A 25653-nucleotide genomic window follows, 5' to 3' on the forward strand; every position below is an offset into this window, starting at 1 on the left:
AAGACCTCCCGACGTAGCTCCTTAGTCGACACAGTCCCAGGAAGGCCGCTGCCATGATCGAGCGTTACACCCTGCCCGAGATGGGCCGTGTCTGGTCCGAAGCCCACAAGTACGAATTGTGGGCGCGGGTCGAGACGCTGGTCGTGGAGGCGCACGCGGCGGCCGGCACGATTCCGGAGTCGGCCGTGGAGCCGGTGCGCAAGGCCGCGCCGCCGACCCCGGAGGCGGTCGCGGCGATCGAGGCGGTGACGCAGCACGACGTGATCGCGTTCCTGTCGGCGTGGGCGGACAACACCGAGCCGCGCGAGGCCGCCACCTATGTGCACTTCGGGATGACGTCCTCGGATCTGCTGGACACGGCGCTCGCGCTGCAGCTCACCGAGGCCACCGACCTGCTGCTGGAGAAGGCGGACAAGCTGGTCGGCGTGCTGCGGGACCACGCGCTGGCGCACCGTGCGACGCTGCGCGTCGGCCGTACCCACGGCATCCACGGCGAGCCGGACGTCTGGGGGCACCGGGTCGCCGACTTCGCGTTCGGCGTGGCGCGCTCCCGCGACCGCCTGCGCCGGGCCCGCGAGGCGGTCGGCGTCGTGGCGATCTCCGGCGCGGTCGGCACGTACTCCAACATCGACCCGGCGATCGAGACCTTCGTCGCCGCCAAGCTCGGGATGACCGCGGCCGACGTCTCGACCCAGGTGATCCTGCGCGACGGCGTCTCCGAGTGGGTGTCCGCCCTGGCGATCATGGCCACCGTGCTGGAGGCGATCGCTCTGGAGGTCCGCCACGGCCAGCGCACCGAGGTCCGCGAACTGTGGGAGCCGTTCGGCAAGGGCCAGAAGGGCTCCTCGGCCATGCCCCACAAGAAGAACCCGATCATCTCCGAGCGCCTGGCCGGCCTGGCCCGCATCGTCCGCGCCCAGGTCGTGCCGGTGATGGAGGGCATCCCGCTGTGGCACGAGCGCGACATCTCGCACTCCTCCACCGAGCGCATCGCCCTCCCCGACGCCTCCATCGCCGTGGACTACATGCTGAACCTGACCATCCGCCTGATGAGCGGCCTGGTCGTCGACCCCGACCGCATGCGGCACAACCTCGACTCCACCGGCGGCTTGGTCTACAGCTCCACCGTCCTGCTCGAACTCGTCGAAATGGGCCTCGAACGCGACACCCAGGCCTACCCCCTGACCCAGCGCGCCTCCATGAAGACCTGGGAAACCGGCCGCCCCTTCCGCGAAACCCTCCGCGAAGAAGCCGCCACCGCCGGCCTCGCCATCGACGAAGCCCGCCTCGACGAGGCGACCCGCCCCGAGCGCTTCGTCCAGCGCCTGGACGGCATGTTCGAGAAGCTGGCCAAGCTGAGCTGAGGTGATGCGATGAGCGCCGAGCTGATGCAGTGAAGGGCAAGGGCGGTGCTGTCTCGGCGGAAGCGACAGAGGCCGAACATGGCTGATGACGCGGCTCGGTCGACACGGCGGAGGGCTGGGCTGGATGAGCCTGCGTGGCTCGGCTGAAAGCGGGTCCGGCACAGGGCAAAACTGAGCTGATGCGGCGAGGTGCGGAGTAAGCACGGCTGCGCCTGCTGTGAGGTTGAACAAGGCTGACTCGGTGCGGCCGGGCTGAGCTGCTGCGAGCAAGGCTGATTTGATGCGGCCGGGCCGAGCTGATGTGGTGGGGCGCGAGCTGGGCCGAGCTGATGTGGTGAGGCGAGAAGTAAGCATGGCTGAGCCTGCTGCGAGGTTGGGCAAGGCTGATTCGGTGCGGTCAGGCTGAGCTGATGCGGTGCGATGAGGAGCACGGCGGAGCTGCTGAGGGCAAGGCTGATTCGGTGCGGCCGGGGTGAGCTGATGTGGTGAGGCGCGAGCTGGGCCGAGCTGTTAGGAGCAAGGCTCACTCGGTGCGGCTGGGCCGAGCTGGTGCGGTGAGGCGCGAGGTGGGCTGAGCCGATGTGGCTCGGCTGGTTTGGCGCGGTGGGTTGATGTGTGAGAAGCGGCTGTCAGGCGGGGTCTGGCGGCCGCTTTTTGCGTTGGCGGGTGGGGCGGGTGGGTCATTTTGTTAGGGATGTTTCGCGTGAAACATCGGCGTGGTGTCGCGGGGGTGCCAGGGTGGCTTGTGGTGGTGCCAAAGTGGTGCCATGCTTGAGCCATGGAACTCACCCGGTATGTCGAGGGGTTGCGGCGGGAGCTGACGGTCGCGGCCGAGGTTGGTGGCGAGGCTGCTCGGGCGCTTGCTGATCGGTTGGTGGCTCCGTTGGATGCGGCGGTGCGGCTTATGTTGCTGGATGCCTTGTCGGCTGCTGCTGATGAGATCTCGGCGGAGCTTGCTCCGGGGTCTGTGGATGTGCGGCTGCGGGGTGGGAATGCCGCGTTCGTGGTGACGCCGCCGCCTGCTGCGGCTGGTGTGGATGCCGGGGCCGGGTCTGCGCCTGGGGATGTGCGGCTGCCTGTTGCTGAGGGCGATGACGCCGCCATGGTGCGGATCAACCTGCGGTTGCCGTCGAATCTCAAGGCCCTGGTCGAGGACGCTGCCGGGGCGGCGGGGTTGTCCGTCAACGCGTGGATCGTGCGGGCGGCTGCTGCCGGGCTGGCCAATGAGGATCGGCGTGCCGGGCGGGCGCAGAGGTCCGATCGGATCGTGGGCGACAGCTATAGCGGCTGGGCGCGTTGACCCTGGCTGCTTAGCGCTGCGTCGAGAACTCACCCAAGCAAGACCAAGTCAAAGGAACTCTCATGTCACACTCCACCTTCAACACTCCCGCCGCGATCGCCGTCGCTCTCGACCTCTATGTCGCGGACGTTCGGATCGTGGCCGCCGATCGCGCCGACACGGTCGTCGAGGTGCGGCCGAGCGATCCGAATAAGGCTGCTGACGTCAAGGCCGCGGAGAACACGCGCGTCGAGTATGACGAGGGGGCTCGGGTGCTCAGCATCGTCAGTCGCAAGCCGCGGAACCGGTTCGTCAACTTCAGCTCGAAGCGGCCGGAGTCCATCGACCTGCTCATCGAGGTGCCGACTGACTCCGATGTGCGGGGTGAGACCGAGATCGGTGACTTCGAGTCCGTCGGTGTGCTCGGCGCGGTGCAGCTCAAGGCTGGTGTGGGGACTGTGCGGCTGGCTCAGGTCGGGCCGGTGAACATCCGCGACGGTGTCGGTGAGGTTCTCATTGAGGAGGTCAGTGGTGCTGCCGATGTGAACTGCGGGTCCGGTGTCATCCGGCTCGGCGCCGTGGACGGGACCGCCGAGGTGTCCAACGGCAACGGCAAGGTGCGCGTCGGGGTTGTGACCGGGGCGGCGAATGTGAAGTCCGCCAACGGTGAGGTGTCCGTCGATCGTGCGCTGTCCGACATCACCGCCTCCGCCTCCAACGGAGAGGTGCGGGTCGGCGAGGTCGTGCGCGGTAAGGCGACCGTCACGTCGAAGAACGGTGCCGTCGAGGTCGGCGTGCGCGAGGGCAGCGCGGCCTGGCTGGAGCTGAGCACCGCGGTCGGCCGCGTCTACAACGAGCTCGAATCCGCCGACGCGCCGCAGGCCGGCGAGCCGGTCGACAAGGTCGAGATCCACGCCAGCACCAAGCTCGGGGACGTCACCATCCGCCGCGTGCCGCGCCTGGATGAGGACTGAGTACCTTGATAGCGATCTCAGCGCGTGGCTTGCGCAAGTCCTTCGGCGAGAAGACGGTGCTCGACGGCATCGATCTGAGCGTGCCGGCCGGGACGATCCTGGCGCTGCTCGGCCCGAACGGCGCTGGCAAGACCACGGCGGTCCATCTGCTCACCACCTACCTGCGACCGGATGCCGGGGAGATCGTCATCGCAGGGCACGATCTCGCGAAGAGTCCCCAGGCTGTGCGGCGGGTGATCGGGGTGACCGGGCAGTTCTCCGCGGTCGACGGGTATCTCACCGGGCGCGAGAACCTGATGCTGATGGCTGATCTGCACCTGTTGCCGAAGGCTGTGGGGCGGCAGCGGGCCGACGATCTGCTGGAGCGCTTCGAGCTGACCGAGGCGGCGGGGAAGGCGGCGGCGACCTGTTCCGGGGGGATGAAGCGCAAGCTCGATCTGGCGATGACGCTGGTCGGAGACCCGAAAGTGATCTTCCTCGACGAGCCGACGACGGGGCTGGACCCGCGGAGCCGCCGCGTCATGTGGGACATCATCCGCGGGCTGGTCGCGGAGGGGACGACCATCCTGCTGACCACGCAATACCTCGACGAGGCCGACCAGCTCGCGCACCGGGTCGCGGTGCTGGACGGCGGGCGGATCGTCGCCGAGGGGACGCCGGCCGAGCTCAAGACCCGGATTCCGGGCGGGCACATCGAGTTGACCTTCGCCGACCGCGCCGAGTTGGACGCCGCCGCGCTGGTGCTCGCGCCGACCCATCGCGACGACGACGCGCTCACGCTCCAACTCGCCGGCGACGGGCGGGTCAGCGCCCTGCGGTCCCTGCTCCAGCGGCTGGACGACGCCTCGGTCGAGGTCGAGGCGCTGGCCGTGCACACCCCCGACCTCGACGACGTGTTCTTCGCGCTGACCGGCAAGAAGGGAGCTTGAGATGAGTGCGATGACCGTGGCCGACTCCGGTCTGGCCGACACCGGCGCCGACACCCGCTCGCACGCCTGGGTCCACGCCCGGATCATGCTGCGCCGCAACCTGCGCCACCTGCAGCGCTACCCGTCGCTGACCCTCATGGTCACCTTGATGCCGCTGGTCTTCCTGCTCCTGTTCGTCTACGTCTTCGGCGGGACGCTCGGGTCCGGGCTCGGCAGCCTCACCCCGGCCGGCGTGCACGGCGGCCGTGCGGCGTACGCCGCCTACGTCGCCCCGGCGATCATCGTGATGGCGGTGGCCGCGGCGGCGCAGGGCACGGCGATCGCCGTCGCCCAGGACATGACCGAGGGCATCATCGCCCGCTTCCGGACCATGGCCGTCGCGCGGTCGTCGGTGCTGACCGGGCACGTCGTCGGCGCCGCGATCCAGACCATGGCCGGTGTCGCGGTCGTGGTCGGCGCCGCGCTCGCGGTGGGCTTCCGCCCGCACGCGAACGCGGCCGAGTGGTTCGCCGCGCTCGGCGTGGTCCTGCTGCTGACCTTCGCCGTCACCTGGCTGTGCGTCGGGCTCGGGCTGTCGGCCAAGAGCGTCGAGACCGCGAGCAACTCGCCGATGTTCCTCCTGCTGCTGCCCTTCCTGAGCAGCGGTTTCGTTCCGACCGACTCGCTGCCGACGGGGATGCGCTGGTTCTCCGAGTACGAGCCCTTCACGCCGGTGACCGAGACCCTGCGCGGGCTGCTGACCGGGACGAGGATCGGCGGCGACCTGGTCGTCACGCTGGCCTGGTGCCTCGGCGTCGCGGTGTTGTCCTACGCCTGGTCGCGACGGCTATATGAGCGCGAGCCCAAGCAGAGTTGAACCGCCGGTATTCTGAGCGCGTGATCACCGGTCTGAACCACCTCGCCAGCGGCAAGATCCGCGACCTGTACGCGGTCGGCGACGACCTGCTCCTCGTCGCCTCCGACAAGATCTCCGCCTTCGACTACGTGCTGGAGTCCGAGATCCCGGACAAGGGCCGGATCCTCACCCAGCTGTCCATGTGGTGGTTCCGCCAGCTCGCCGACCTGGTGCCGAACCATGTGATCAGCGCCGACGTCGAGCAGTTCCCGGCGGAGTTGCAGCCCTACAAGGAGGAGCTGCGCGGGCGCTCGATGCTCTGCCGCAAGCTGAGCATGGTGCAGGTCGAGTGCGTGGCGCGCGGCTACCTGACCGGCTCCGGGCTGGCCGAGTACGAGCGGACCCGCACCGCCAACGGCGTGCCGCTGCCGCCCGGGCTGGTCGACGGCTCGCGGCTGGACCGCCCGATCTTCACCCCGGCGATGAAGGCCGAGGTCGGGCAGCACGATGAGAACGTCAGCTTCGAGGACATGGCCGAGCGGATCGGCGACCCGGAGCTGGCCGCGCAGCTGAAGGACCTGACGCTGGCGGTCTACTCGCGGGCCCGCGAGATCGCCGAGGAGCGCGGGATCATCCTGGCCGACACCAAGTTCGAGTTCGGGCGGCTGCGCGGCGGGACCCTGGTCCTCGCCGACGAGGTGCTGACCCCGGACTCCTCGCGTTTCTGGCCGGCGGACGAATGGAAGCCGGGACGCACGCAGTCCTCGTTCGACAAGCAGTACGTCCGCGACTGGCTGAGCTCCCCGGCCTCGGGCTGGGACCGCAAGTCCGACACCCCGCCGCCGGTGCTGCCGGAGGAGGTCGTGCAGGCGACCCGGGCCCGCTACGTCGAGGCCTACGAGCGCCTCACCGGAGCGAAGTTCGACTAGGAGCCGGCGCGGGGCGGAAGCACCCATAACCCCCGGTAGAATCGGGATCACCGCCATCCAATAGCCGCAGCGCGGACGTGCCGCGGCTGAAGCAATGGGAGAACCCGTGGCCCGCGTCCTCGTCGACGTCATGCTCAAGCCCGAGATCCTCGACCCCCAGGGCCAGGCGGTGCAGCGCGCACTGCCTCGCATGGGCTTCGACTCCGTCACCAACGTCCGCCAGGGCAAGCGCTTCGAGCTGGAGCTCGCCGACGCCGACCCGGCCACCCTGCGGGCCACCGCCGAGCAGATGGCCGAGAAGCTGCTCGCCAACACCGTGATCGAGGACTTCAAGGTCACGGTGCTGCCCGCCGACAGCTCCGAGAACGCCTGATGCCCGCGCGCATCGGCGTCGTCACCTTCCCCGGCACCCTGGACGACCGGCAGGCGCTGCGCGCCGCGGCGGCCGTCGGCGCCGAGCCGGTGGCGCTCTGGCACAAGGATCGGGACCTGCACCAGGTGGACGCGGTCGTGCTGCCCGGTGGCTTCTCCTACGGCGACTACCTGCGCGCCGGCGCCATCGCCCGGTTCTCCCCGGTGATGGACACGATCATCGACGCGGCCCGGGACGGTCTGCCGGTCCTGGGCATCTGCAACGGCTTCCAGGTGCTGTGCGAGACGCACCTGCTCGAGGGCGCGATGATCCGCAACGGCGATCTGCACTTCATCAACCGCGACGTCACCCTGCGGATCGAGAACAACCGCACCGCCTGGACCTCGGACTACGAGGACGGCGCCGAGGCGGTCATCCCGATCAAGAACGTCGACGGCCGCTTCGTCGCCGACGAGCCCACGCTCGACGCGCTGGAGGCCGAGGGTCGAGTGCTGGCCCGGTACGTGGCGAATCCGAACGGCGCCGCGCGCGACATCGCGGGCATCACCAACGCCGCCGGCAACGTCGTCGGCCTGATGCCGCACCCCGAGTACGCCATCGACGACCTGACCGGTCCCCACCCGGGCCCGGGCACCGACGGTCTGCCGTTCTTCACCTCGATCCTCAAGAGCTTGGTTTCCGCATGAGCAACGGCAACTCCTCCGAGAACGTCTTCGACACCACCGATGTGTTCGTTGACACGGCGGTCTCGTTCGACACCGTCGCGAAGGCCGCTCAGACCCCGGACGTGAAGCAGCCGTTCCGCGAACTGGGCATGACCGAGGACGAGTACCTGCGCGTCCGCGAGATCCTGGGCCGCCGTCCCAGCTCCTCGGAGCTGGCCATGTACTCGGTCATGTGGTCCGAGCACTGCTCCTACAAGTCCTCCCGGGTGCACCTGAAGCAGTTCGGCGAGAAGGCTCCGAAGACCGCCGCGCTGCTGGTCGGTCCCGGCGAGAACGCCGGCGTCGTGGACGTCGGCGAGGGCCTGGCCGTCACCTTCAAGGTCGAGTCGCACAACCACCCCTCCTACGTCGAGCCGTATCAGGGCGCGGCGACCGGGGTCGGCGGCATCGTCCGCGACATCCTGACCATGGGCGCCCGCCCGATCGCGGTCATGGACCCGCTGCGCTTCGGCCCGGCCGACGCCCCGGACACCGCGCGGGTGCTGCCCGGCGTGGTGGCCGGCGTCGGCGGCTACGGCAACTGCCTCGGCGTGCCGAACATCGGCGGGGAGATCGTCTTCGACCCCTGCTACCTGGGCAACCCGCTGGTCAACGCGCTGTGCGTGGGGGTCATGCGGGCCGACGAGATCAAGCTGGCCAAGGCGCCGGGCCCGGGCAACCAGGTGATCCTGTTCGGCGCCCGGACCGGCGGCGACGGCATCGGCGGCGCCTCGGTGCTGGCCAGCGCCACCTTCGACGAGGACGGCCCGGCCAAGCGGCCCTCCGTCCAGGTCGGCGACCCGTTCATGGAGAAGGTGCTCATCGAGTGCTGCCTGGAGATCTTCGCGGCCGACCTGGTCGTGGGCATCCAGGACCTGGGCGCCGCCGGGCTCACCTGCTCCACCACCGAGCTGGCCGCGGCGGGCACCGGCGGCATGGACGTGCGGCTGGACCTGGCGCCGCTGCGCGACTCGACGCTGACCCCTGAGGAAGTCCTCATGTCGGAGTCGCAGGAGCGGATGATGGCCGTGGTCGAGCCGGCCAAGGTCGAGGCGTTCCTGGCGGTCTGCGACAAGTGGGACGTCACCGCCACCGCCCTCGGCGAGGTCACCGACACCGGCCGGCTGCGCATGTGGTGGCACGGCGAGATCATCGTGGACGTCCCGCCGCGGACCCTGGCGCACGAGGGCCCGGTGTACAACCGGCCGTTCGCGCGGCCGGAGTGGCAGGACGCGCTGCAGGCCGACGCGCCGACCGCCGAGCGGCTCAAGCGCCCGGGCAACGCCGAGGAACTGCGCGAGACGCTGCTCCGGCTGGTCGGCTCGCCGAACCTGGCCGACAAGACCTGGGCCGTGGAGCAGTACGACCACCGCGTGCAGGGCAACACCGTCCTCGGGCACGGCGAGGACTCCGGGATGGTGCGGCTGGACGCCGCGCTGCCGGGCACCTCGCTCGGCGTGGCGCTGTCCACCGACGGCAACGGCCGGTTCGCCAAGCTCGACCCGTATCAGGGCGCGCAGCTGGCGCTGGCCGAGGCCTACCGCAACGTGGCCGCCACCGGCGCCAAGCCGCTGGCCGTCACCGACTGCCTGAACTTCGGCTCGCCGGAGGACCCGGACGTCATGTGGCAGTTCGCCGAGGCCTGCCGCGGTCTGGCCGACGCCTGCCTGGAGCTGGGGACCCCGGTCACCGGCGGCAACGTGTCGTTCTACAACCAGACCGGAGAGCTGAACATCCACCCGACCCCGGTGGTCGGCGTGCTCGGCGTGATCGATGACGTCGACCGCCGCACCCGCAGCGCCTTCGAGCGCGAGGGCGAGATCCTGCTGCTGCTCGGCGACACCCGCGACGAGTTCGGCGGCTCGGAGTGGGCGCACGAGGTCCACGGCCACCTCGGCGGCCTGCCGCCGCGCCTGGACCTGCAGCGCGAGAAGGTGCTCGGCGAGGTGCTGATCGCCGGCTCGCGCGACGGCATGCTCTCGGCGGCGCACGACCTGTCCGACGGCGGCCTGGCGCAGGCGGTCGTCGAGGGCTGCCTGCGCGGCGGCCACGGCGCCCGCCTGGTCCTGCCGGAGACGGACGCGGACGGTGCAGCGCTGGACCCCTTCGTCGCGCTGTTCGCCGAGTCGGCGGGCCGCGCGCTGGTCGCGGTTCCGCGCAGCGAGGAGCTGCGGTTCACCGACATGTGCGTGGCGCGCGGGCTGCCCGTGGCGCGCGTGGGCGTCGTGGACGGCGACGTTCTGGAGGTACAGGGGCAGTTCACGGTGCCGATGGCCGAGCTGCGGACGGCGCATGAGGCGCCGTTCCGGAAGCTGTTCGGGCACTCGGTGGTGGACGCCTAGCAAACAGGTCTAAAGGTCGTCGTCCTCGTCTGCTCCGGCGGCCTCGCGGACGTCCTTGAGCGGGTCGCTGCGGAGCTTCTCCAGAAGCTCCGCGGCGGCTTTTTTGTTGAAGCCGCACAGCGCGTAGGCGAGTGCTTCGCGGACGTCGGGATCCGGGTGGTCGGCCAGGTGCGCGACTCGGAAGATGTCGCCTTGGCCGCGGCTGCGGAGTTGGTCGAGGAGTGTGACGATCTCCGCGCTGTCCCGTGTGGTGGCCAGCTTCTCCAGCACTTCTTGGCGGGGCGGGAGGTGGCTTGTGTCGTAGTACGAAGACTTGTCGCGGATGCGGGAGATCCGATACTCGCCTCGGTCCAGGCAGGCAGGGCACGCGCAGGGCCGGTGCCCGTGAGCGTTCGGCCGATAGCGCCAGCCGATGGGGCGCTCTAAAGACTTGATACGCCGGATCTCCTTGGCGGTGACACCGCGGGGGAGGAACACTTCGTATCCGCGCATCTCCTCAGGGGACAGCGACAGGAAGCGCGCTACTGCCTGCGCCGCAGTCACCGGCTTGGGCGCGTCGCCGTAGTAGCCAACGGTTACCGCGGTGTCGTCCGGTATCCGGAAGTGCACGGCTGCCAACCGCGGTGACTTCCAGCGCTTGATCTCGCGGGACCACTGGTAGGTCAACGTGTAGTCCGCTAGGAGCGGAGTGCAGTAGAGACCGGGGCGCGGGTCGTCACTACGCGAGCGGCTGATCGGCGACAGGCCGGAGCGGCGGACGCGCGCGGAGTTCTTCTCCGGAGTCAGATGTACGAACCAGGCCATAGAGCGTCCACGCTAGGGGCGCGGCGCCTGTCAGTCACCTGCATTGTTGTAGCGGTAGGGCTCGTATACGCCGAAGCCGCTGTAGTACGGATACGGGATCACATGGTGCAGCGTCCCTTGGGGACACAGTTCGTAGCCCACATAGGAGTTGTGCGCGTAGTCCGCCCACCGGTCGAAGAGGATGACGTGTCCGGTGGCGACGTCCGTGTTCAACAGGACGTCCCCGGGACGCAGATCCTCTTTGGCGATCCGGTGCGAGATCTGCGGCATGGTCGAGGTGACCATGGAGTCGCGCAGCCCCCAGCACATGGAGACGTAGCCCGAGCAGTCCGTGCGGTAGCCCTCGTGCCAAATGCCCTGGTTGTAGGGGACGTGCTGCGAGACCCAGCGGTCGGCGTGCGCGATCATCTGGCGGCGCATACGGCTGAGGGTGCCGAGGGCGGTCTCGGAGAGGTCTTGGGCGACCGCCGGATGCCAGAGACCGGAGCCGTCCGGCACGGGTACGGAGGCGGGCGCGGAGGCGGGTCCGTCTAGCGTTCCCGCGTAGGACCCCGCAGTGTCCGAACCGGGAGCGCTGCCGGGAGTGTTCTGATGTCCCGTGACGACCCCGGCGCCGAACACCGGGATGGTCGAGACTTCCGGCGCGTGTCCGGGAGGCGGCTGCTCATGAGCGTGAAGAGGCGGCACTGATGCGTGGACCGTCGCGTCGGCGTGCTCGTAGGTCGCCTGGGTGCGGCGGATGCGCGCGGCGTCGTCGACCAGTTCCCGGACCAGCCGATCGGTCGCGGATTCGAGCGCCGCGAGCCCTGAGGACTCGGCTGCCAGCTGCGGATCCGCCGTCGCCGCCTCGACGATCTGCCGCAGCGTTTTGCTGACCTCGGCCAGCTCGTGGGCGAACCCGTCCCAGGCGGAGGCCATCCACTCGAACTCCGGGCCCAGCGCGTAGAAGCTGGCTCCAGTCGCCGTCGTCTCGGTGTTCATCGCGCCGGTCCGGACTCGCTGCTCGGTCGGGCACCGCCCACACCGCCGCCGGCCACGCCAGGGATCTTGGTGCCTGCCATACCGCTGATCGCGCCGACAACTGCCGCGTGACCGCTCTTCTCGTCCGCCGGAGCCTGGCCCGCGTGCGTCGCCGCCGGCCGCGCTGTCTCCGCGGCGTGCACCCGCTCCGCCGAGGCGCGCAGCGCCACCGCCAGCTGCAGGCACTCTCGCGACCGTTCCGCCGCGCGCGCCCGGAATCGCTCGGCTGCCCGGCCGGACCACGTCACCTGCGAGGTCGCACGCACGATCGCGGCGGACAACTGGTCCATCCGGCGCGCCTGGGCGTCGATCGCACCGGCCATCGCGGCGCGCTCGGGGGTCCGGCCGGCGTCGTCGGTGGGGGCTGAGGCGGGGGTCTGGGCGGTGATCACGGTGACAGCACGCTAGTCGCGAATCAGACAGATCACCGCACCTCGCCGGGCCGATTCACCGTAATGGATGAGTGCGCGCGAGGGTCGGCGGGCGGTGCGAAAGTCGGACGTCACAACAACTCCTCCGCATGCCAAAGCACCTGAATTGGCCCTCCCAAGCCGTCTGAACGCTCCGCTATATTCCGCGACATGCCGAAGACCCGCCGCCCCGCCTCCGCCAAGGTCCGCCAAGCCGTCGTGAACCAGTGGCAGGCCCATGTCGGCTACGCCGCCGCCCTGACCGCCGAGCAGCTCGCGGCGCCGTCGAAGCTCGCCGGCTGGGACGTGAAGACGCTGGTCGGGCACGTCGCCTTCACGGTGCGCACGGTCGTGACCCGGGCCGCCGAGCCGGTCGCCGGGGACCAGGCCGAGGTCTACGACTGGCTGACCGCGACCCCGACCGCCAGCGCCGCGGTCGACGCCGGGACCCGCGAGCTGGTGGAGGACGGCGTGGTCCTGGCCGACGAGGTGACCGAGGCCGAGAAGCTCATGGAGCGCTACGGCGACGAGGACCTGATCGCCATGCGCTTCGGGCCCATGCGCTTCGACGACTTCCTGGTCTCGCGCATCGTGGAGGCCACGGTGCACGCCGACGACCTGGAGCGGTCCACCGGGATCGAGTTCCCGCACGACCGGGAGGCGCTGGCGATCACCGTCCGGCAGCTGGCCGACGCCATGGCGGCCAAGGTCCCGGGCAACTCGGTGGAGCTGCGGGTCCCGCCGTTCGCCGCCGTGCAGTGCGTCCCGGGTCCGCGCCACACGCGGGGCACGCCGCCGAACGTGGTCGAGATGACGCCGCGGACCTGGATCCGGCTCGCCGCGGGCCGGATGACCTGGGACGAGGCGATGGACCAGGCGCTGGTGTCGGCGTCGGGGCAGCGGGCGGACCTGAAGGAGTTCCTGCCGCTCATGGGGTGACCAGGGGATGGCGGTCGGGACGGCCGTCGCAATGGCCGTCGAGGCGACCCTGGAGACGGCCATGGGGCGTCGCTCACAGGCATGTGATCGTCACAAGTGCAGATAGGCGGCTGTATCAGCCGGGAGGATCATCACAGTCCGTGGCTTAGACTCGAGGGGTGATCCACCCTTCCGGCTTCCGCCCCGGCGATGGCAGACTCACCCACGAACTCGACCCCCAGGACACCGGCCCGCAGGACGCCTGCGGAGTCTTCGGCGTCTGGGCTCCCGGCGAAGAAGTCGCGAAGCTCGCGTACTTCGGCCTGTACGCGCTGCAGCACCGCGGCCAGGAATCCGCCGGCATCGCCGTGTCCAACGGCAAGCAGATCCTGGTCTACAAGGACATGGGCCTGGTCTCCCAGGTCTTCGACGAGGCCACCCTGCAGTCCCTGCAGGGCTACCTGGCGATCGGCCACGCGCGCTACTCCACCACCGGCTCCTCGGTGTGGGAGAACGCGCAGCCGACCTTCCGGGCCACCGCGCACGGCGCCGTGGCCCTCGGCCACAACGGCAACCTGACCAACACCGGCGAGCTGGCCCGGCTGGCCGCCGAGCGGCGGACCACGTCCGGCGCCGGCGACAAGCACGCCATGACCTCGGACACCGGGCTGATGACCGAGCTGCTGGCGTCCTACTCCGACCGCTCCCTGGAGGACGCGGCCGCCGAGGTGCTGCCGCAGCTGCGCGGCGCCTTCTCCCTGGTGTTCATGGACGAGACCACGCTCTACGCGGCGCGCGACCCGCAGGGTGTGCGGCCGCTGATGCTCGGCCGCCTGGACCGCGGCTGGGTGGTGGCCTCCGAGCAGGCGGCGCTGGACACCGTCGGCGCGAGCTTCATCCGCGAGATCGAGCCCGGCGAGCTGATCGCCGTCGACGAGAACGGCCTGCGCTCCCGGCACTTCGCCGAGCCCCAGCCCAAGGGCTGTGTCTTCGAGTACGTCTACCTGGCGCGCCCCGACGCCACCATCTCCGGCCGCAACGTGCACGCCGCGCGCGTGGAGATGGGCCGCACCCTGGCCCGCGAGGCGCCGGTGGAGGCCGACCTGGTCATCGCCACGCCGGAGTCCGGCACCCCGGCCGCGATCGGCTTCGCCGAGGAGTCCGGCATCCCCTTCGGCCAGGGCTTCGTGAAGAACGCCTACGTCGGGCGCACCTTCATCCAGCCCAGCCAGACGCTGCGCCAGCTCGGCGTGCGGCTGAAGCTGAACGCGCTGCGCGAGGTCATCGAGGGCAAGCGCCTGGTCGTGGTGGACGACTCGATCGTGCGCGGCAACACCCAGCGCGCGGTGTCCAAGATGCTGCGCGAGGCCGGCGCCACCGAGGTCCACCTGCGGATCTCCTCCCCGCCGGTGAAGTGGCCGTGTTTCTACGGCATCGACTTCGCCACCCGCGCCGAGCTGATCGCCAACGGCCTGAACACCGACGAGATCGCCAAGTCGATCGGCGCCGACTCGCTGGCCTACATCACCCTGGACGGCATGACCGCGGCCACGCACCAGCCGGCCGACCGGCTGTGCCGCGCCTGCTTCGACGGCGTGTACCCGATCGCGCTGCCCGAGGACGAGCTGCTGGGCAAGCATCTCCTGGAGATCTCGGTCGACCCGCTGGCCCACACCGACGCCCTGTCGCGCCCGTAGTCCGGACGCCGCTGCCGCCGCTGACGCCGACCTTTAAGGAAATTCATCATGTCTGGAGCCACCTACGCCGCGGCCGGCGTCGACATCGAGGCCGGCGACCGCGCGGTCGAGCTGATGAAGGAGTGGGTCGCCAAGACCCGGCGCCCGGAGGTCCTCGGCGGCATCGGCGGTTTCGCGGGCCTGTTCGACGCCTCGGCGCTGAAGGCGTACGACCGGCCGCTGCTGGCCACCTCGACCGACGGCGTGGGCACCAAGGTCGCGATCGCGCAGCGGATGGACCGGCACGACACCATCGGCCGCGACCTGGTCGGCATGGTCGTGGACGACCTGGTGGTCTGCGGCGCCGAGCCGTTGTTCATGACCGACTACATCGCCACCGGCAAGGTCGTGCCCGAGGTGATCGCCGGGATCGTCAAGGGCATCGCCGAGGGCTGTGTGCTCGCCGGCTGCGCGCTGGTCGGCGGCGAGACGGCGGAGCACCCGGGCCTGCTCAAGCCGGGTGAGTACGACGTGGCCGGCGCCGGGACCGGCGTGGTCGAGGCCGACAAGGTGCTCGGCGCCGAGCGGGTCCGCGAGGGCGACGTGCTGGTCGCGATGGCCTCCTCCGGCGCGCACTCCAACGGGTACTCGCTGCTGCGGCATGTGTTCTTCGACGTCGCGGGCTGGGAGCTGGACCGCGACGTGCCGGAGTTCGGCCGCACGCTCGGCGAGGAGCTGCTGGAGCCGACCCGGATCTACTCGCTGGACTGCCTGGCGCTGATCGAGGCCGCCGAGGTGCACGCGATCTCGCACATCACCGGCGGCGGCGTGGCGGCGAACATCGCTCGCATCATCCCGGCGGGCCTGGAGGCGCGGCTGGACCGCGGCACCTGGACCCCGCCGGCGGTGTTCGGCACGGTCGGCGCGCTCGGCGGCGTCGCGACGCTGGAGCTGGAGAAGACGCTGAACATGGGCGTCGGGATGGTCGCGGTGCTGCCGGCCGCCTCCGTCGACCCGGCGCTGGCGCTGCTGAACGCGCGCGGGCTGCCGAGCTGGGTGTGCGGCGAGGTCGTGGCCTCCGAGGGCGCGGTGACGGTCGGCGGCGCGAAGGGCGGCGACGGCGCGGCGTCCCTGCACGGCGACTACGCCGGGTAGCGGTCCCGGGGGAGCCGGGGCGTCGGTGCTTCAAAGAGTCAGCAGTGCCGGCGAGTGTCGGCGAGTCGGCGGGTCCGGGATATCCGGACAGTCAGCGGTCCGAAGAATTTAGAAAAAACTCAAGGGGCGCCTCGGCGGCCGACGGCCGGGGCGCTTCAGGTGTCTCACGAGACCCACACGCATCACGCGCATGCCCCGCTGTGGGCGTGACGAAGGCCCGTCCCAGGGGGACGGGCCTACTCAACCGGCGCTAGGCGGCCCGGTCCAGCCTCAACTGCGGCGGTGGTGACTGCGGTGTGCACCGCCGTCGTCCGCGCTGTCGTAGTCGTCATCGCCGTCATCGTCGGCGTACTTCGCGTACAACTCATCGTCGTCCGCGTCGTCGTCCTGCTGCGACGGTGCCTCGGCGGAATGCCCGTTGGACGTGTGCACACCGTCTTGCTGCAGCTCACGCTGAAGCTGCGTCAGATCGGTGCGGACGTCGCGATACTTCAGGTCTCGGGCGACCCGCGTCTGCTTGGCCTTGGCCCGGCCGCGCCCCATTGGCTCGACCCCCTCAACGATCGGGGCTGGTCTGCCCCTGCTCCGGTCATACGGTCAGTCGTGAGAATTCACGGTACCTGTTTCCCCAACCGATCGGTACGAGCCATACGGCTGATCGGCAAGAACAGGCATAGCCGACCGCGTTACTCGGGTGTCACAGGCACGACCCCACGATAGCGCTTATACCCGCATCGATGCCACGCGCCACCGGGGGTATCTGACGAGGCGTCCTTTCGGGACGTCTACGGCAGGTATACGCCGCGCAGTCGGCCGACGTCCCGCATACGCCTCTCGGCGAGCCGGTCGGCGGCCACAGACGGGGGAACGCCCTCCTCCGAGGCCAGGGAGTAGATCCGCATCGTCGTGTCGAAAATGCCCGAGGCGCGGCGCTTGGCGCGTTCGAAGTCGAAGCCGTGGATCTCGTCTGCGACCTGGATCACACCGCCGGAGTTCACCAGGTAGTCGGGGGCGTAGAGGATGCCGCGGGCTTCCAGCTGCTTCTCCACGCCGGTGTGCGCGAGCTGGTTGTTGGCGGCGCCGCAGACGATCTTGGCGGTGAGGGCGGCGACGGTGGCGTCGTCCAGGGCGCCGCCGAGGGCGCACGGGGCGTAGACGTCTATGTCGGCCGCGATCAGGTCCTCGGTGGTGGAGACCAGCTCGACCTGCGCGTAGTTGTCGCGCAGCCACTGGATCGCGCCCTCGTACGGGTCGGTGGCCACGATCGAGGCGCCGTCCTCGATCAGGTGCCCGATCAGGTAGCGGCCGACCTTGCCGACGCCGGAGATGCCGACCCGCTTGCCGGCCAGCGAGGGCGAGCCCCACAGGTACTCGGCGGAGGCGCGCATGCCCTGGAAGACGCCGTAGGCGGTGAGCACGGAGGAGTCGCCCGCGCCGCCGGACTCCATGGAGCGGCCGGTGACGAACCGGGACTCCTTGGCGACCACGTCCATGTCCTGCACGTAGGTGCCGACGTCGCACGCGGTGTAGTAGCGGCCGTTGAGGGACTGCACGAAGCGGCCGTAGGCGCGCAGCAGCGCCTCGGTCTTGATCTCGCTCGGGTCGCCGATGATGACGGCCTTGCCGCCGCCGAGGTCCAGACCGGCGAGGGCGTTCTTGTACGACATGCCCCGCGACAGGCGCAGGACGTCCTTCAGCGCGTCCTGCTCGGTGGCGTAGGGGAAGAAGCGAGTACCGCCGAGCCCAGGACCGAGCAGGGTGTTGTGAACCGCGATGATGGCCTTCAGGCCGGTCTCTTCGTCGCGGCAGTACACCACTTGCTCGTGGTCGCTGGCGAATACCTCGCTGACGTCGTTGTCAGGCTTGTCAGACACTGCGTTGCTCCTGATGGTGACTGGTGGCCGGGGAGGCTTGCTGTGGTAGTAGAGGCCTCCGTCTGGCGGGGCCGCGCGGGGATCGCCCGGTCTGAACCCCAAGGGATGGAGGCAGTATGGACGAAGCCTATTCGTCGGCGGGGGGCGAACGAGCGCGCGGGGCGCGGGTGGCGCGGAGTCCGCGGGAGGGCTGTGGGTCGGTCCATGCGTGACGCGCCGGAGCGCCATTGGTGAGAGCATCACTACGTGCGCGCATCCCCCGGCGGCGCGATTCCGGCGCCCTACATGGCCTACCTGCGGGTCTATGAACCGCTGGCCGCGTTTCCGGCTGGGGAGCGCGCCGAGTGGGAAGCCTGGCTGCTGCGGAACCCGGAGCCCAAGAGCCTCGCCGAGGAGCAGAGCGCGTCGCTGCGCGGGCTGGTGGCGGTTCCCCCGATCGCCGTGCCGGAGAACGAGTCCCGGGTCGCCTATGTGCTCGACAACGGTGAGACGACCCTGCTGTGTCCATGGCAGTCGCGGCTGCGGTCCTGGCTGGCGCTGACCGAACTGCGCGCGGTCCACGGCGACGGCGGCGTCCGGCTGTTCTGGCCGCGGGGCGTCCTGGAACGCGCCGACAGCGAATACGAGCGGTGGTGGGCCGAGGACCCGGAGGCGCTGCCGCACATCCTGACCGCGTCCTGGCAGGTGCCGATCCGCTGGCTCGTCCTGTTCGGCCTGGAGGACGCGGTGACCGATGCGGACGGTCCCGGCGACCGGAGCGATCGCGGCGACCGCGGCGAGGCCGGCGAGGGCGACGAGAAGGTCGCCGCCGTCACCCTCCAGTTCCGCACCGCGATGAGCCAGGCGCGCAAGCGCTGTGCCAGGGCGCTGCGAGTCCTCAAGCGGTCTCTGGGGGCGGGACCGCTTGTGGAGGCCGTGGAGACGCTGGGAATGTGGCTGGAGGAGTTCCACCCGCACTCGGTCGTCGAACTCGATTACGGGGGTCTGATGGGGTTGCTGGTGGCCCAGGGCGCCTTGGGCGCCGAGGAGCGGGTGGACGGAATCGTCCTGGACTGCTCCGTCCGTTATGTGGCAGACGGTCTCGCCGCCCTGGCTCAGGGTGACGATACCGGGGTCACCGCCGCGTATCTGCGGTATCGCGCCAAGTGGGACGCCGTCCGGGTGCTCGCCCGGGCGAACTGACGGACGAGTCGGGCCCTCAGAGGTCTTCCGCCCGGCCGCGGTCCGTGTCAAGATCACTCCACTGACGGCTTCCCGCCCGCCCCGGGGGTCGAATCCGGGCATGGCGGGTGAAGCAACCACCTGATGCCGTCCTCGATCGACACAGCGTTACAAGGGTGAAGCTGTCCGTATATCGGCACCTACGTCCGCGGTCGGCCGGTGCGGGTTTTGTGTATCGATTTCATAGATATCGCCCACGGCCCCGGTTGGATGGTGTACTTGTACTGTGAACGACAAGCCGTTCGTCCTATAACCGACACGGCCGCACGGTCTTCCCGGGACCGGGCAAGCGAGGCTATCGGGGAGGGTCCACGAGAAATCGGGCGCGCTGGGCGCCCGTTTCCGTCAGGAGGAGTCCATATGACCGCACGTACGCCGGACGCTGAGCCTCTGCTCACGCCCGCCGAGGTCGCCACGATGTTCCGCGTCGACCCCAAGACGGTCACGCGCTGGGCCAAGGCCGGCAAGCTGACCTCGATCCGCACCCTGGGGGGTCACCGCCGCTACCGCGAGCAGGAGGTGCGCGCTCTGCTGAACGGCATCCCGCCGCAGCGTGAGGGCTGAACCGCCCAGGGAATCTCGTCGTAGTGCCCAACGGGGGACGTACAGGCGACGCTCCAAGGGACGGGCCCCTTGGAGCGTTTCGCATAAGTAGCCCCCGCCTTGCCACCACCTCGGGTCACGACCCACACGGCGCCCCCGCCCCGAACTCCCGTTGGCGCCCGCGTGGGGAAAAAACGTAACGCCCGCCATCTGGCCGATGTCCCAGGAGGCGGGCGTTGTCGTGCCCGCGTCATGCGAAGGCGCCGGTACCGCCTGTGGGGAGCGGTACCGGCGCCTTCCGCTTCGAGGCCGCCGCCGGGTGGGGGTCAGCCCGTGAAGGCCTCGAAGGTGTGCGCGAAGTCGTACGTGTTCTGCTGGATCGAGGAGCAGGTGGGGGAAGCCCACGACGACGGCTGCGCACACGCCTGGTCCCGCGTCAGGGACCACATGGCCAGCCGGCCGATGTGGTGCTGCGCGGCGAACTGTTCCACGACCGAGGCGTCGGAGACCTGGAACACCTCGTCGGAGGTGTCGTTGACGCCGATCATCGGGGTGATCCCGACCATCGACCACAGCTGGGCGTCGGTCGCGCCGGGGTAGACGCTCTTGAGCTGGTCGTGCACGGACTGCGCGGACTGGTCGGCGTACTGGCCCATCTTCCCGGACGGGCTCGGGGCGGCCCAGTCGCCGAAGTCCATGGCCATCACGTTCACGACCGAGATCTTCAGGTTGTTCGTGGCCGCCGCGGTGACGATGTTCACCCCGTCCTGGGTCAGCCCGGAGGGCAGGACCGGCAGGGTCAGCGACACGTCCAGGGTCTTGCCGGCGGCGGCGTAGTCCGCCTGCAGCTGCGCCAACGCCTGGGCCCGGCGGGTGATCGAGGCCTGATCGGTGGTGGCCGCGCCCTCGATGTCGAAGTCCACGTGGGTCAGGTTGTAGGCGTCGATCACCGACTTGTAGGCGGCCTTCAGGCTCGGCACGTCCTTGCAGGCGCCGGCCAGCTCGGTGCCGTTGGCGCCGCCGAAGGAGGCGATGACGTCGCCGCCCTTGGCGCGCAGGTCGGCGACGCCCGCCTTCAGGGCGCCTTCGAAGCCGGCGTCGGCCGAGCCGTTCCACGCCGGGGTGCAGCCGCTGCCGCCGGCGAGCATGAACGCCGCGGTCACGTCCTTCGCCCCGGCCGCCGTCGCGATCGCGCCGAGGTCTTGGCGCTGGCTGGTGTCCACGTAGGGCGCGAAGCTGTAGGAGCCGCTGGAGGCGGGCGGCGGCGGCACCGAGGAGGGAGCCGAGGACGGCGCGCTGCTCGGTGCCGAGGACGGGACGCTGCTCGGCGCGCTCGACGGAGCGCTGCTGGGAGCCGAGCTGGAACCCGGTGCCGTGCTCGGGGCGCCGCCGGGCGCCGAGCTCTGACCGCCGCCGGGCGTCCCGCCGTCGCAGGACGCTCCGTTGACCAGGCAATTCTGCGGCGCGGTGGACCCGGAGGTGGCGTCCACCACGAAGCCGAACGTCGCGCTGGTCCCGGTGGCTATGTCGCCGGCCCAGGTCGGATTGGCGACCGTGATGTGCTGCCCGGCGGCGGTCATGGTGCCGTTCCACAGGGAGCTGATGCGCTCCCCGGACGGCAGGTCGAAGGAGACGGTCCAGCCGTGCACGGTCTGGCCGGTGCTGTTGGCGATCGTGTACTGGCCCTGGAAGCCGGTACCCCAGTCGGACGTTTTGGCGAAGGCGGCCGTGACGCTGCCACTGCTGCTTCCGGCGGCGCCGGCCGAGAAGGCGGCGACGGCCCCGGCGCCGACGACGGCAGCGGTGGCGAGTGAGATCCCTATGACGCGGGCGCGCTTCGACAGTCCCATGATCGTGCGGTGTCTCCTTGCGGTCGGGCGATCAGGTGGTGGCACTGTGAGCCAACCGCATGTTCGATCCGCGAGGGGAGGTGGTTAAAGCGATCCGGTGCGGATCTTGACCGCCTCTTGGCATTCGCACGGGTGTTCTTGGCATCGCCTTTACTCAGTTTGCGAGCCCACTACCGCCGGCCGCGCCTTCGGGCCCTGAGAAGACCTTCAACAGCAGGTAAAACGCGGGCAGGATGACCACCATCCCGAAGCCCATCGCGATCAGCAGGGCGTGCAGGTTCGCCGGTCCGGCCGCCGAGCCGCGGGCCGTCGCCGCCCCGACCGCCAGATCCGGGTACTGAGCCGCGGCCCAGCCGAGCAGCACGCCGATCACCGCCGTGGCGGCCGTCGCGCGGGCCAGGACGTAGTGCCGCTTCCAGATCACCGCGAGGGAGCCGAATCCGCAGACCACTGCGACGGCCACGAAGGGGATCGAGCGCTCGGTGAAGCGGTGCGCGACGATCGGCGCGTCCTGATACAGCAGCGGCAGCAGGGCCATGCTGACGACCCCGGCCACCGCCGCCGCGCCGAGCGCCCTGCGCCGGAAGGCCGGGACCAGGTCCTCGGTCTCCGGGTCAGTGCCGGCGTCGTGGCAGAGGTAGACGGCGGCCAGGAACGCGGTCACCACGACCGCGAAGACGCCGGCCACCAGCGTGAAGGGGGAGTCGAACGGGGTCAGCGGACCGGAGGTGGCGGTGATCTTGCCGGTCGCCAGCGCCGCGCCGCTGACGCCGAGCATGAACGGGGTGATCGAGGAGGCCACCGCGAAGACCCGGCTCCACAGGCTGTCGGGCCCGGCGGCGCCCTCGCCGTAGGCGCGGTAGACGTACGCCGCCCCGCGCAGCACGATGCCGGCCAGCGCCAAGGCCAGCGGCAGTTCCAAGCCGCGCGCGATGATGCCGAAGGCGGTCGGGAAGCCGCTGAAGGTCGCGACGATCACGAAGATCAGCCAGACGTGGTTCGCCTCCCAGACCGGGCCGAGCGCATGGGCGATGAGGCGGCGCTCGCGGTCGGCGTGGCGGCCGCGAGCCAGCAGATCCCAGACCCCGGCGCCGAAGTCGGCGCCGGCGAGCAGGGCGTAGGCGGCCAGGGCGCAGACGATCACGCCCAGGAGGAGGTCGACGGCGGTCATCGGGCTGCTCCTTCCAGTTCGGGGCTGCTTTCGGGGGTGCTTTCGGCGTTGGTCTCAGTGCTCTCGGGGCTGTCTTCCGCATCGCCCTCAGAGCCCGAAGGCTCGTGCGTGGGGGACTCAGGGTCTTGCGGACCCGACGGCTCGGCGCCTTCCGCCAGCTCCGGCGGGGCGCCGGTCGCCAGCCGGCGCAGGATCAGCAGCAGCGCCGTGGCCAGTCCCAGGTAGACCGCGATCGTGGCGATCAGCGACCAGCCGATGCCGCCGCTGGTGGTCGCCGCCTGGCGCACGGTCATCCGGCCGTAGACGATCCACGGCTGGCGCCCGGCCTCGGTGACCTCCCAGCCGGCCAGCATCGCGGCCATCGCCGCCGGGCCGGTCAGCGCGCCGGCCAGCAGCCAGGGCCGGGTCAGCGGGATCAGGGGACGGACACCCTTGCGGCGGCGCCAGAGCGCGACCACGGCGAGCAGCCCGGCGAGGCCGAGGATCGCCATGCCGCCGCCGACCATCGTGTCGAAGGCCAGGTGCACCACCGGCGTCGCGGGCTGCTGCTTGGCGGGCAGGATGTCCAGACCCCGGATGGTCTTGTCGGTCCGGAAGCCGGTCAGCAGGGACAGCCCGTCCGGGATCTCGATGCCGAAGCGGGTCTTGCCGGTGCTCGGGTCGTAGATCCCGCCGAGGGTCAGCGGGGCGTGGCTCTGGGTGTGGGTCAGGGCTTCCATCGCGGCGAGCTTCGCGGGCTGGTACTTCTCGACCACGCGCGCGGCCAGGTCGCCGACCACCAGCTGGAGCGGCGCCGCCGCCAGGACCGTGACCAGCCCGACACGGAAGCCGCGCCGGTGATAGGAGTCGCGCCGCCCGCGCAGCATCCCGACCGCGTAGACCGCGGCGACCACGCCGCCGGTGCACATGATCGCGGCGAGCAGCATGTGCAGCGACTCCGGCAGCGCGCCCGGGCCGGTGAGCGGCGCCAGCGGTTCGGCGGAGACGACCTTGCCGCCGACCTCCTTGACGCCGGTCGGGACGTTCATCCAGGAGTTCGCGGTGACGATGAACAACGTCGAGAGCGTGCCGGAGATGGCGATCGGCCAGAGCGTGAGCCAGTGCGCACGCGGCGACAGGCGCTTCCAGCCGTAGAGGTAGAGGCCGACGAAGATCGCCTCGGCGAAGAAGGCGAAGGCCTCCAGCGTGAAGGGCAGCCCGAGCACCCCGCCGTAGCGCGCCATGAACGCCGGCCACAGCAGCCCGAACTCGAAGGACAGGACGGTCCCGGACACCGCGCCGATGGCGAACAGCACCGCCATCACCCGCGACCACTTGCGGGTCAGGGCGAGCCACACCGGATCGCGGGTCTTCAGCCAGCGGCCCTCGGTGACCAGCAGGAGCCAGGGCAGCCCGACCCCGAAGACGGCGAAGACGATGTGGAAGGCGAGCGAGAACCCGGTCTCGATGCGGGCGTCGCTGAGACTGCTGCCGAGCATGGGCACTCCCAAAGTTTCTACGTTCCGTAGAAGTTCTACCAGTTGTAGAGTAACCCCATGGCGAACGAGCGCGCAGGCGGCCCCCCGAGGTTGGGCGAACTGGAGCGCGCGGTGATGGACGTCCTGTGGAACGCCCCCGACGGAAGCACCGCGCAAGAGATCGTCGAACGCCTGGCGGCGCGCGACGGCACGGCGGAGCTGGCGGCCACGACGGTGCTGACGGTGCTGGATCGCTTGCGCCGCAAGGACTTCGTCGAGCGCGAGCGTGTCGGCCGGGCGCATCGCTATCGGGCGGCGCGGACGCGGGACGACGTCATCGCCGCCTCGATGCTCGCCGTCCTGGAGACGACGGACGACCGGCGCTCGGCGCTGGTGCGCTTCGCGGGATCGGTGTCGGCCGAGGAGGCCGCGCTGCTGCGGGAGGCGCTGGCCGGGCTGGAGGAGTAGGCGCGGGCGAGTCGGCGGTGGCGAGGCAGCCGTGGCACATCGGCTGTGGTCGATCAGGGCTGTGGCGAATCAGCTGCGGCGTGGCAGCCGTGGCACCTCAGCTGTGGCGAGGCAGCCGTGGCACATCGGCGGTGGCCAATCAGCGCTGCGGCGAATCAGCGGTGGCAAGGCGGCCGTGGCACATCGGCTGTGGCTGGTCAGCTGCGGCCGATCAGCGCTGCGGCATATCAGCGGTGGCGAGGCAGTCGTGGCCGAACAGCTGTGTCCCGTCAGCTGTGGCCAATCAGTCACCCGCAGGCGCGACGTGCACCGCGGCAGGTCTGAGAAGCTGGTCATGATGATCGCGCCGACCGTCCCGGGCTCGCCGACCGCCGTCTCGCAGGTGGCCGGCCGTGTTCGCTGACGCCTGGCCGCTGGCCGTCCTCGCGATCCTGCTCGCCTGGCCGGTCCCGGTGTTCCTGGCCCGCGCCGCTTGGCCGCGGCGGCATGCGCGCGCCGCCATCGCGTTGTGGCAGGCGGTCGGCGTCGCCGGTGGTCTGGCGCTGATCGGGGCGCCGTTGGCGGTGGGCGTCGCCCCGCTCGACGGTCATCTGCGCACCGGGCTGGTCGAGCTGTGGCGCGACGCCTTCCATCTGCGCGTGCCCGCGGCGCTCGGTCTGGCCCAGGAGATCGCGCTGGCGCTCGCCGCCGTGCTGACGGTCCGGCTGGTCGGTGTGACCTTGCTCTCGGCGTGGCGGATAGAGCGCGATCTGCGGCGCCAGCGCGACGCCGTCGACCTCGCCGCCGAGCACGCCGACCGGGATCTGCGCGTCCTGGAACACGCCGCGCCCGCCGCCTACTGCCTGCCCGGCACGCGGCCGCGCATCGTCATCACCGAGGGCACCATCGCCGCACTCGCCCCCGACGAGCTCGAAGCGGTCCTCGCCCACGAGCGCGCCCACGCCCGGTGGCGCCACGAGCTCGTGGTCCAGCCCTTCGTCGCCTGGGAGTCGGCGCTGCCGCTGCCTCCGGCCCGGCGCGCGACCGCCTCGGTCACCGCCCTCGTCGAGATGCTCGCCGACGACCACGCCGCCCGCTCCGTCGGACGTCCGGCACTGGCCCGCGCGCTCGTCGCTATCGGCGGCACCGCCGGTCCGGTACCGAATCAGCGCACGGACGGCGCCCCGGGTTCCGGCTCCGATCCCAACCCCGTCCGCGCCACGCCGACCCTCGACCGCGTCCAGCGCCTGGTCCGCCGGCCCAAGGCGACCAGCCTCGCCGAACGCCTCATCGGCCCGGCGGCCTGGCTCGCCGCGGTGCTGCTCGTCGCCGGGCCGACCTGGTACGTCCTGCGCTGACGCTCGTGTGCCGACGTTCG

The 25653-nt window shown here is 70.5% G+C and carries 24 protein-coding genes; 16 read left to right on the forward strand and 8 right to left on the reverse strand.

Annotated elements, in window-relative coordinates; genetic code table 11:
* Window positions 1-53: 53 nt before the first annotated feature.
* From purB to purL, 9 genes are all read left to right on the forward strand, one after another.
* Window positions 54-1364, forward strand: coding sequence for an adenylosuccinate lyase (purB, locus tag CACI_RS01405; RefSeq protein ID WP_012784531.1), 1311 nt, complete (start codon window positions 54-56; stop codon window positions 1362-1364).
* A 778-nt stretch (window positions 1365-2142) separates the two neighbouring features.
* Window positions 2143-2664, forward strand: a complete 522-nt coding sequence (locus CACI_RS01410) for a hypothetical protein (protein ID WP_041539978.1) — start codon at window positions 2143-2145, stop codon at window positions 2662-2664.
* A 62-nt stretch (window positions 2665-2726) separates the two neighbouring features.
* Window positions 2727-3617, forward strand: coding sequence for a DUF4097 family beta strand repeat-containing protein (locus CACI_RS01415; RefSeq protein WP_012784533.1), 891 nt, complete (start codon window positions 2727-2729; stop codon window positions 3615-3617).
* 5 nt (window positions 3618-3622) lie between these two features.
* Complete coding sequence (locus CACI_RS01420; RefSeq protein WP_012784534.1) at window positions 3623-4546, forward strand: ATP-binding cassette domain-containing protein; 924 nt, start codon at window positions 3623-3625, stop codon at window positions 4544-4546.
* A gap of 1 nt (window position 4547) precedes the next feature.
* Window positions 4548-5402: an ABC transporter permease gene (locus CACI_RS01425; protein ID WP_012784535.1), complete on the forward strand. Its 855-nt coding sequence runs from the start codon at window positions 4548-4550 to the stop codon at window positions 5400-5402.
* Window positions 5403-5422: 20 nt separating this feature from the next.
* Window positions 5423-6310: a phosphoribosylaminoimidazolesuccinocarboxamide synthase gene (locus CACI_RS01430; protein WP_223297426.1), complete on the forward strand. Its 888-nt coding sequence runs from the start codon at window positions 5423-5425 to the stop codon at window positions 6308-6310.
* A 106-nt stretch (window positions 6311-6416) separates the two neighbouring features.
* Window positions 6417-6683, forward strand: a complete 267-nt coding sequence (gene purS / locus CACI_RS01435; RefSeq protein ID WP_012784537.1) for a phosphoribosylformylglycinamidine synthase subunit PurS — start codon at window positions 6417-6419, stop codon at window positions 6681-6683.
* Complete coding sequence (gene purQ, locus CACI_RS01440) at window positions 6683-7369, forward strand: phosphoribosylformylglycinamidine synthase subunit PurQ (protein WP_012784538.1); 687 nt, start codon at window positions 6683-6685, stop codon at window positions 7367-7369. Before purS ends, purQ begins: the two co-directional genes overlap by 1 nt.
* Entirely contained in the window at window positions 7366-9729 is a 2364-nt protein-coding gene (gene purL / locus CACI_RS01445; RefSeq protein WP_012784539.1) for a phosphoribosylformylglycinamidine synthase subunit PurL, read from the forward strand. Before purQ ends, purL begins: the two co-directional genes overlap by 4 nt.
* A 9-nt stretch (window positions 9730-9738) precedes the next feature.
* On the opposite strand, the gene CACI_RS01450 is transcribed toward purL, so the two are convergent.
* From CACI_RS01450 to CACI_RS01460, 3 genes are read right to left on the reverse strand one after another with little or no spacing between them, the layout of a single operon-like run.
* Window positions 9739-10533, reverse strand: coding sequence for a HEAT repeat domain-containing protein (locus CACI_RS01450; protein WP_012784540.1), 795 nt, complete (start codon window positions 10531-10533; stop codon window positions 9739-9741).
* Window positions 10534-10563: 30 nt separating this feature from the next.
* Entirely contained in the window at window positions 10564-11514 is a 951-nt protein-coding gene (locus CACI_RS44895; protein WP_012784541.1) for an NlpC/P60 family protein, read from the reverse strand.
* Window positions 11511-11945: a hypothetical protein gene (locus tag CACI_RS01460; RefSeq protein ID WP_012784542.1), complete on the reverse strand. Its 435-nt coding sequence runs from the start codon at window positions 11943-11945 to the stop codon at window positions 11511-11513. Before CACI_RS01460 ends, CACI_RS44895 begins: the two co-directional genes overlap by 4 nt.
* Before the next feature lie 189 nt (window positions 11946-12134).
* Between CACI_RS01460 and CACI_RS01465 the strand changes: the two genes are divergently transcribed.
* The 3 genes from CACI_RS01465 (at window position 12135) to purM (ending at window position 15712) form a co-directional block, all read left to right on the forward strand.
* The gene (locus CACI_RS01465) at window positions 12135-12902 is read left to right on the forward strand and encodes a maleylpyruvate isomerase family mycothiol-dependent enzyme (RefSeq protein ID WP_012784543.1); all 768 of its coding nucleotides are present in this window, start codon (window positions 12135-12137) and stop codon (window positions 12900-12902) included.
* A gap of 158 nt (window positions 12903-13060) precedes the next feature.
* Window positions 13061-14578, forward strand: a complete 1518-nt coding sequence (gene purF / locus CACI_RS01470; RefSeq protein WP_012784544.1) for an amidophosphoribosyltransferase — start codon at window positions 13061-13063, stop codon at window positions 14576-14578.
* A gap of 48 nt (window positions 14579-14626) precedes the next feature.
* Complete coding sequence (purM, locus tag CACI_RS01475) at window positions 14627-15712, forward strand: phosphoribosylformylglycinamidine cyclo-ligase (protein ID WP_012784545.1); 1086 nt, start codon at window positions 14627-14629, stop codon at window positions 15710-15712.
* Between the two features lie 270 nt (window positions 15713-15982).
* Here the strand turns inward: purM and CACI_RS01480 are convergent, their stop codons facing one another.
* Window positions 15983-16255, reverse strand: coding sequence for a DUF3073 domain-containing protein (locus tag CACI_RS01480; protein ID WP_012784546.1), 273 nt, complete (start codon window positions 16253-16255; stop codon window positions 15983-15985).
* A gap of 242 nt (window positions 16256-16497) precedes the next feature.
* Window positions 16498-17586 (reverse strand): Glu/Leu/Phe/Val family dehydrogenase, encoded by a 1089-nt coding sequence (locus tag CACI_RS01485; protein ID WP_012784547.1) that lies wholly within the window; start codon window positions 17584-17586, stop codon window positions 16498-16500.
* 246 nt (window positions 17587-17832) lie between these two features.
* On the opposite strand from CACI_RS01485, the gene CACI_RS01490 reads away from it, so the two are divergent.
* A complete protein-coding gene (locus tag CACI_RS01490) occupies window positions 17833-18768 on the forward strand; it encodes a hypothetical protein (RefSeq protein WP_012784548.1) in 936 nt (311 codons plus the stop codon).
* Between the two features lie 399 nt (window positions 18769-19167).
* The gene (gene bldC / locus CACI_RS01495; RefSeq protein WP_012784549.1) at window positions 19168-19371 is read left to right on the forward strand and encodes a developmental transcriptional regulator BldC; all 204 of its coding nucleotides are present in this window, start codon (window positions 19168-19170) and stop codon (window positions 19369-19371) included.
* A 305-nt stretch (window positions 19372-19676) separates the two neighbouring features.
* Here bldC and CACI_RS01500 read toward each other — a convergent pair whose 3' ends face one another.
* The 3 genes from CACI_RS01500 to CACI_RS01510 form a co-directional block, all read right to left on the reverse strand.
* Window positions 19677-21200, reverse strand: coding sequence for a cellulose binding domain-containing protein (locus tag CACI_RS01500; protein ID WP_012784550.1), 1524 nt, complete (start codon window positions 21198-21200; stop codon window positions 19677-19679).
* 154 nt (window positions 21201-21354) lie between these two features.
* On the reverse strand, window positions 21355-22371 hold the full coding sequence (locus CACI_RS01505; RefSeq protein ID WP_012784551.1) for a cytochrome d ubiquinol oxidase subunit II: 1017 nt from the start codon (window positions 22369-22371) through the stop codon (window positions 21355-21357).
* Entirely contained in the window at window positions 22368-23849 is a 1482-nt protein-coding gene (locus CACI_RS01510; RefSeq protein ID WP_012784552.1) for a cytochrome ubiquinol oxidase subunit I, read from the reverse strand. Before CACI_RS01510 ends, CACI_RS01505 begins: the two co-directional genes overlap by 4 nt.
* 57 nt (window positions 23850-23906) lie before the next feature.
* On the opposite strand from CACI_RS01510, the gene CACI_RS01515 reads away from it, so the two are divergent.
* Both CACI_RS01515 and CACI_RS01525 read left to right on the forward strand, forming a co-directional pair.
* Window positions 23907-24296, forward strand: coding sequence for a BlaI/MecI/CopY family transcriptional regulator (locus tag CACI_RS01515; RefSeq protein ID WP_012784553.1), 390 nt, complete (start codon window positions 23907-23909; stop codon window positions 24294-24296).
* 392 nt (window positions 24297-24688) lie between these two features.
* Complete coding sequence (locus tag CACI_RS01525; protein WP_012784554.1) at window positions 24689-25633, forward strand: M56 family metallopeptidase; 945 nt, start codon at window positions 24689-24691, stop codon at window positions 25631-25633.
* The last annotated feature ends 20 nt before the right edge of the window (window positions 25634-25653 follow it).

The organism is Catenulispora acidiphila DSM 44928 (assembly GCF_000024025.1).
GTDB lineage: Bacteria > Actinomycetota > Actinomycetes > Streptomycetales > Catenulisporaceae > Catenulispora > Catenulispora acidiphila.